Here is a 6,966-nt window from a genome sequence, read left to right on the forward strand (position 1 = left end):
ATCTTGCCTCGGCGCTGGGGCTGACGGGCGTGGGGCACCGGGGCCGGGACCGGCGACGGGACCGGGATCGGGGCCGGGATCGGGGCCGGGCCCGGGATCAGTACCGGCGACGGGACAGGCACCGGCACCGGCTCCGGGACGTGCCGCCGGTCGCGGCCCGGGGCCGGCTCCGGTCGGAGATAGCCGCGGGCCTCCGGCACGTCTTCGCGGGCCGCGAGCTGCGCGCGCTGGCGTTCACCGCCACGCTGTCGAATCTCGGAGCGCAGATGGTCAACGCCATGCTGCCGGTCCTGTTCACCCGCGAACTCGGCCTGCCGGCGGGAGCACTGGGCGCGTACTGGGCCATGGGCGGCGCCGGCATCCTCCTGGGCGCCGCCTGCGCCCGCCGCCTGGCGGGGAGGCTGGGCCACGGCCGCACCCTCGCCCAGGCCGGCCTGTGGCTCGCCCCGGCCGGCCTGGGGGTGGCGCTGATCGGCGACGGCTTGTGGCTGTGGCTGGCAAGCGCAGCCTGGCTCCTGACCACGACAAAGATGGGCATCGACAACGTCCTGGGCGTCACCCTCCGCCAACACCTCACCCCGGACGACCTACTGGGCCGCATGAACGCAACCTTCCGATTCATGCTGACCGGCGCCCTGGCAATCGGCTCGGCACTGGCCGGCCTGATCGGAGAGGCGGCAGGCGTCCGGGCAGCGGTGTGGGCGGGAGGCGTATGCCTGTCGATCGCCTTCCTTCCCGTCTTCTGCTCCCCACTACGCAGACTCCGCGAACTCCCGCCCCTGCCCGGCCCGACGACCACGAAGACGACATCAGCCGCCTCCCCTGCTAGGTGACCCAAGCCTCGGCACAGGTACGGGCACCTTGGCATCGGATGGTGACGGCAGCACCGCCGTGTGACGTCGAGCCCCGGCGCCAGAAACGGATGGCCTCCTACGGAAGGAGTGGGGGCGGGGGTTGGGTCAGGCGGCCGGGAGGCGGCCGGTTTACGAAGCGGGGCGGGCCCGTGCGACTGGATGGGCCACCTGGGTCGATCTATCCCTCCGGTAGGAGGGGTCGTGGCCGACACGATGCTTTCGTTGTGTGAAACGCTCCCAACCGGCACATCGGCGGCACAACAACGAAAGTATTGTGTCGGACGCGGCCCCGGCCCACCCCCTATCAGCCCATCCGGCGCTTGAGGATTCCGCGCGCAGCGCGGATGCCGCGGCCGCAGGCCCGCGAAGAAAGCCCGCTACAACTTACGGGCCACCAGGCCGTATTGCGGGACCTCGGGGGCGTCCTTCCAGACGCCCTCCGCGCGCCAGCGGGCGCAGGAGACGATGCCCGGGTCCAGTAGGTCGAGGCCGTCGAGCATCAGGGCCGTCACTGCCGCCCGATCGCGCGGATAGCCCGGCGTCGTGGTGCTGGCGTTCCAGTGTTCCAGGGCTGCCGTGGAGGTGTTGTCCGAGTATTCGTACGTGCCGTGGGCGACCGCCAGGTAGCTGCCGGACGGCAGCGCGTCCATGATCGTGCCCACCGTGCGGCGCACTTCCTCGTCCGAGAAGAAGTGCAGGACGCTGAGCATCGTCACGGCCACCGGCCGGCCGAAGTCCAGGGTCTGCGCCGCGGCCTCCAGGACCTTCTCCGGGTCGCGGGCGTCGACGTGTGCGTACTGCGTGACCCCCTCCGGTGTCGAGGTGAGCAGCGCGCGGGCGTGGGCCAGGACGAGCGGGTCGTTGTCGACGTAGACGATGCGGGCGTCGGGGGCGATGTCCTGTGCCACCTCGTGGGTGTTGCCGCTGCTGGGCAGGCCCGTACCGACGTCGAGGAACTGGCGGATGCCCGCCTCGGCTGCGAGATAGGTGACCGCGCGGCGCAGAAACGCGCGGCTGGCGCGGGCCATTTGCGGGAACACCGGGACCATCTCGGCCATCCGGTCGCCCAGTTCGCGGTCGACGGCGTAGTTGTCCTTGCCGCCGAGCCAGTAGTTCCAGACGCGGGCGTTGTGGGGGACGGTGGGGTCCACGCGGTCGTTGTCGGTCACGGCGGCCATCATGCCGGAAACCGTTCAAGTGTGCCCAGAGACAGTGGAGTTACGGAACGAGAGCGAGCCCCGCCCCGCACCGTGGAGGTGCGGGACGGGGCTCTGGCATCCCTCATGCCGACCGGTGTGTCATCCGGCTCAGTGAGCCAGCACCGGGACCTGGTCCTCGGCGCCCTCCTCGGCGGAGTCGCCGGAACCGCCGGCGACCGTGCCGGACTGGCCCTTGGCGTTGATGAGGCCGGCGGCGATCAGGGCCGCGATGACCAGGGCGCCCACCGCCCACCAGATGGCGGTGGTGTAGCCGTGCACCGCACCGGCGTTGATGAAGCCCTCGCGGCCCAGGGTGCGGGCCTCGGCGGCGTGGGACGCCACCCAGGAGGTGGTGGCCGACGCGGCGATGGTGTTCAGCAGCGCGGTGCCGATGGCGCCGCCGACCTGCTGCGAGGTGTTCACCATGGCGGAGGCGACACCCGCGTCACGCGGCTCGACCCCGATGGTGGAGATGGACATCGCCGGCATGAACGCCGTACCCATGCCGAGACCCAGCAGCAGCAGGGACGGCAGCACGTGGGCGGCGTACGAGGTGCCCGGCTCGATCTGGGTCAGCAGACCCATACCGACGGCCGCGACCAGGAAGCCGGGAGCCATCAGCAGCCGCGGCGGGACGCGGGTCATCAGACGGGCGCCGATCTGGGTCGAGCCCACGATCATGCCCGCGATCATCGGGAGGAACGCCAGACCGGTCTTGACCGGGCTGAAGCCCTGCACGACCTGCAGGAAGTAGGTCAGGAACAGGAAGGTGCCGAACATCGCGATGACCGCGATACCGAGCGACAGGTACGCGCCACCGCGGTTGCGGTTGAGCAGCACGCGCAGCGGCAGCAGCGGGTGCGAGACCCGGGACTCGACGGCCACGAAGGCGGCCAGCAGCACCACGGAGGCGATGAACATCCCGATGGTCACGGTGTCCGACCAGCCGTTGGACTCGGCGCGGGTGAAGCCGTAGACCAGCGCGACCAGACCGGTGGTGGCCAGCAGCACGCCGGGGATGTCGAGACCGGCGCGGTTACGGGCGCCCTTGGGCTCGCTGATCACGAAGACCGCGCCGAGCACGGCGACGATGGCGAACGGGATGTTCACGAAGAACGTCCAGCGCCAGTCCATGTACTCGGTGAGCAGACCACCGAGGATCAGGCCGATACCACCACCGGCACCGGCGATGGCGCCGTAGATGCCGAAGGCCTTGGCGCGCTCCTTGCCGTCGGTGAACATGACGGCGAGCAGCGACAGCGCAGCCGGCGCGAGCAGCGCGCCGAAGACGCCCTGCGCGGCACGGGCGGTGAGCATCATCGCCTCGTTCGTCGCCGCACCGCCGACCGCGGAGGCCGCGGCGAAGCCGACGAGACCGGTGATGAAGGCCTTCTTACGGCCCCAGAGGTCCGCGATCCGGCCGCCGAACAGCAGCAGCGAACCGAAGGCCAGGGCGTAGGCCGTGATGACCCACTGGCGGTTGGCGTCGGAGATGCCGAGGTCCTGCTGCGCGGTGGGCAGCGCGATGTTCACGATGGTCGCGTCGAGCACCACCATCAGCTGGGCCACGGCGATGAAGGCGAGCGCCTTCCAGCGCCTCGGATCCGCCTTTGGTGGGCTTTGTGACGTGATTTCTGACATGAGGGGGCCTATCTATGGTTGCGGAGTGTTCTAACGGAGTGGAAAGAGCAGTGGAAGAGCTGCACGGTGGGCCCGTACGGCCTTATGACGCGCTGGGCGCGCGATCTGTGACACCGGCTCCTGGCGGAGCTAGTCCGATCCCGGTTCTCGCTTCTGCCTGAGGTCCTCGAGGGTGGCGGCGTGCCCGGGCAGCTCCGACCGGGCGGGGGCCTGCAGTCCGTCGAGGAACAGCTGCAGATGACGCTGGACGAACTGATCAAAAGTCGTGCACTCGGAGCCGGGCAGCGGCCGGGTCAGCTGGGACAGCGCGACCATCAGGTCGCCCACGGCTACGTCGCCGCGGAGCTGACCGGCCTCCTTCGCCCGGTCCATCAGGCGCACGATCGCCCGGTCCAGCCGGTCGTGGGTGTCGGCGAGCGGTGGGGCGCCCTTGTCGAAACCCTCGGCCAGCAGCGGACAGAGCGAACCGATCCGCTCGTCCGCGGCCCGGAGCACGAAGCGCCGGAGCGCCTCGAAGGGGTGGCCGACCTCTTCGTAGGCCGATTCGGCCTCCTCGGCGATCCGCTCCATGGAGTGGAGCATCACGGCCAGCAGGAGGTCGCGGCGGCCGTCGAAGTGCCGGTAGACGGTCGCATTGCCGACGCCGGCCCGGCGGGCCACCTCGTCGAGCGGCACATCGGTGCCGTACTCGACCAGGGCCTGGCGGGCGGCCTCGACGATGCGGATGCGGTTGCGGGAGGCGTCGCGGCGCGATGCCCGCTGCCGCGGAAGGGCGGTGTCAGTGCTCACGGTGCGACTCCTCTCGTACGAAGCGGGGACCTGCTCCCCGTTTTGCTCAACGCCTTCCTAAACGGGGACGCGCTCCCCGGTTATTTCGCCTGACCGGTGTGATGCGCGTCACCTGGCGCAGAGCGATAGCTTGGACACGTATCGCACCTATGCACAGGAGGCAGTGAAAGATGGCTACCACTCGCACCGCGAAGACCCACTGGGAAGGCAATCTCCTCGAGGGCAAGGGCACCGTCGCGCTCGACTCCTCGAAGATCGGCTCCTACGACGTGAGCTGGCCGGCCCGGTCCGAGGAGCCCGGCGGGAAGACCAGCCCCGAGGAGCTCATCGCCGCGGCGCACTCGTCCTGCTACTCGATGGCCTTCAGCCACGGCCTGGCGGGCAAGGGCTACACCGTCGAGCACGTCGACACCCAGGCCGACGTCACCTTCCAGCCGGGCGAGGGCATCACGGGCATCAAGCTGACCGTGAAGGCCAAGGTCCCGGGCCTGTCCGAGGAGGACTTCCAGGCCGCCGCCGCCGACGCCAAGGCGAACTGCCCGGTCAGCCAGGCCCTGGCCGGGGTCAAGAACATCACGCTGGACGCGCAGCTGCTGCCGTAATCCTTGACCGGAATCCTTGACCGGACGGAAGCCCTGGGTGATCGAAAGGTTACTCAGGGCTTCCGTGCGACCAGGCCGTACTGCGGGACCTCAGGGGCGCGCTGCCAGTGGTCCTCCGCGCGCCAGCGGTGGCAGGAGACGATGCCGGGCTCCAGCAGCTCCACGCAGCCGTCGAGCATCAGCTCCGCGAGGACGGAGCGGTCCCGCAGGTGGATGGGGGTGGGGCTGTTGGCGTTCCAGTGCTCCAGGGCGGCGGCGTCCTCGGTGCCGGAGTACTCCCAGGTGGCGTGGGCGACCGCGAGGAAGCTGCCGGACGGGAGGGCGTCCATGATCGTACGGACGGTGTGGCGGACCTCGTCGTCCGAGAAGAAGTGCAGGACGCTGAGCATCGTCACGGCGACCGGCCGGCCGAGGTCCAGGGTCTCGGCGACGGCCGCCAGCACCTTTTCCGGCTCGCGGGCGTCCACGTGCGCGTACTGCGTGATGCCCTCGGGGGTCGAGGTGAGCAGGGCGCGGGCGTGGGCGAGGACGAGCGGGTCGTTGTCCACGTAGACGATGCGGGCGTCCGGGGCGATCTCCTGGGCGACCTCGTGGGTGTTGCCCTTGCTGGGCAGGCCCGTGCCGATGTCGAGGAACTGGCGGATGCCCTCCTCCCCGGCCAGGTGGGTGACCGCCCGGCGCAGGAACGCGCGGTCGGAGCGGGCCAGTTGGGGCAGGATCGGGAGCAGCTGCTCCATCTGGTCCGCGAAGGCGCGGTCGACCGCGTAGTTGTCCTTGCCGCCGAGCCAGTAGTTCCAGACCCGGGCGTTGTGGGGGCGGGTGGGGTCCACCGCTGGGTTGTCTGCCACGGCGACATCATGCCCGATCTCGCTCAACTGTGCGTATGTGATGGGGAGTCCGCCGCCAGCTCGTGCTTGAACCCTTCGCGCCAGGACGGGTGGCGCAGCTCCCAGCCGAGCTGCTGCTTGGTACGGGCGTTGGAGAAGCCGCGGCCGTTGGACACCAGCGTCACCGCGAACTCCCCGGCCAGCAGCCGCGCCAGCCACACCGGGAGCCGCAGCGGGCGCTTCGCGCCGATGGCGGCGGCGAGATACGGCAGCCACTCGCCGATCGGGGCCGGCTCGTCGTCGACGACGTTGAAGACGCCCTGCGCCCGCCGCTCCACCGCCAGCACGGTGGCGGCGGCCGCGTCGTCGAGGTGGATCCAGTTGTTCTGGCCGCTGCCGTCGCCGATCAGCGGGAACTTCCGCTTGCGGACCATCTCGAAGACGTCGTCGCTGGAGCCGGGGCCGTAGAAGCCGCCGTAGCGCAGCGCCGCCCCGCCGGCCCTGACCACCGCCTCCTCGACGTGGATGATCCCCGCGGCCATCTTCCGCACCGTCTCCACCGGACCCGGGTCGATCGGGTCGTCCTCGGTCAGCAGGCCGGTGTGCGGGCCGAACGAGATGGCGAAGCTCTGCGCCACCACGTGCGGGACGCCCTCCGCCTCGGCCGCGGCCAGCAGATGGTCGGTGCCCTCGATGCGCAGCCGGTTGGTGGTGGCGAAGGAGCGCTCCGGGTGCCGCATGTCCGGCTTCCCGATCGCCGTCATCTGGTGCACGATCGCGTCCGGCCGGGCGGCGGCCACCGCCCGGCGGACGGATGCGGCGTCGAGCCCGTCCATCACGACCGGCTCGGCGCCCAGCTCCCGCAGCAGGGCCAGTTTGCCCTCGCCGGTCGAGGTGGCGGTCACCTCATGTCCGCGGGCGACCAGCTGCGGCACCAGCCGGCGTCCGATGGCCCCGGCCCCGCCGGCGACGAAAACACGCATGTCACTCACCCAATCCCAGCTCGTTGTCCGCTTTCGAGCATGGGACGAGACAGCGGGGTGGGCTGTGACAC

General features: G+C 70.5%; 7 protein-coding genes. 2 read left to right on the top strand and 5 right to left on the bottom strand.

Annotation, left to right across the window (positions count from 1 at the left end; translation table 11 throughout):
- The first annotated feature begins 140 nt into the window (after positions 1–140).
- Positions 141–833, top strand: a complete 693-nt coding sequence (locus G5C51_RS38450; RefSeq protein ID WP_338118467.1) for an MFS transporter — start codon at positions 141–143, stop codon at positions 831–833.
- Between the two features lie 398 nt (positions 834–1,231).
- On the opposite strand, the gene G5C51_RS38455 is transcribed toward G5C51_RS38450, so the two are convergent.
- The 3 genes from G5C51_RS38455 to G5C51_RS38465 form a co-directional block, all read right to left on the bottom strand.
- Positions 1,232–2,032 carry an SAM-dependent methyltransferase gene (locus tag G5C51_RS38455; RefSeq protein WP_420824904.1) on the bottom strand — a complete coding sequence of 267 codons (801 nt, stop codon included), beginning with the start codon at positions 2,030–2,032 and terminating at the stop codon, positions 1,232–1,234.
- Between the two features lie 129 nt (positions 2,033–2,161).
- Complete coding sequence (locus G5C51_RS38460; protein ID WP_165244975.1) at positions 2,162–3,694, bottom strand: MFS transporter; 1,533 nt, start codon at positions 3,692–3,694, stop codon at positions 2,162–2,164.
- Between the two features lie 129 nt (positions 3,695–3,823).
- On the bottom strand, positions 3,824–4,483 hold the full coding sequence (locus G5C51_RS38465) for a TetR family transcriptional regulator (RefSeq protein WP_165244976.1): 660 nt from the start codon (positions 4,481–4,483) through the stop codon (positions 3,824–3,826).
- A gap of 170 nt (positions 4,484–4,653) precedes the next feature.
- Here G5C51_RS38465 and G5C51_RS38470 point away from each other — a divergent pair, with 170 nt between their 5' ends.
- The gene (locus G5C51_RS38470; RefSeq protein ID WP_165244978.1) at positions 4,654–5,085 is read left to right on the top strand and encodes an OsmC family protein; all 432 of its coding nucleotides are present in this window, start codon (positions 4,654–4,656) and stop codon (positions 5,083–5,085) included.
- Positions 5,086–5,138: 53 nt separating this feature from the next.
- On the opposite strand, the gene G5C51_RS38475 is transcribed toward G5C51_RS38470, so the two are convergent.
- Positions 5,139–5,933, bottom strand: a complete 795-nt coding sequence (locus G5C51_RS38475; RefSeq protein WP_338118469.1) for an SAM-dependent methyltransferase — start codon at positions 5,931–5,933, stop codon at positions 5,139–5,141.
- A gap of 23 nt (positions 5,934–5,956) precedes the next feature.
- Complete coding sequence (locus G5C51_RS38480; RefSeq protein WP_165244980.1) at positions 5,957–6,895, bottom strand: NAD-dependent epimerase/dehydratase family protein; 939 nt, start codon at positions 6,893–6,895, stop codon at positions 5,957–5,959.
- Positions 6,896–6,966 lie beyond the last annotated feature (71 nt).

The organism is Streptomyces coryli, from assembly GCF_011044975.1.
GTDB classification, from domain to species: domain Bacteria; phylum Actinomycetota; class Actinomycetes; order Streptomycetales; family Streptomycetaceae; genus Streptomyces; species Streptomyces coryli.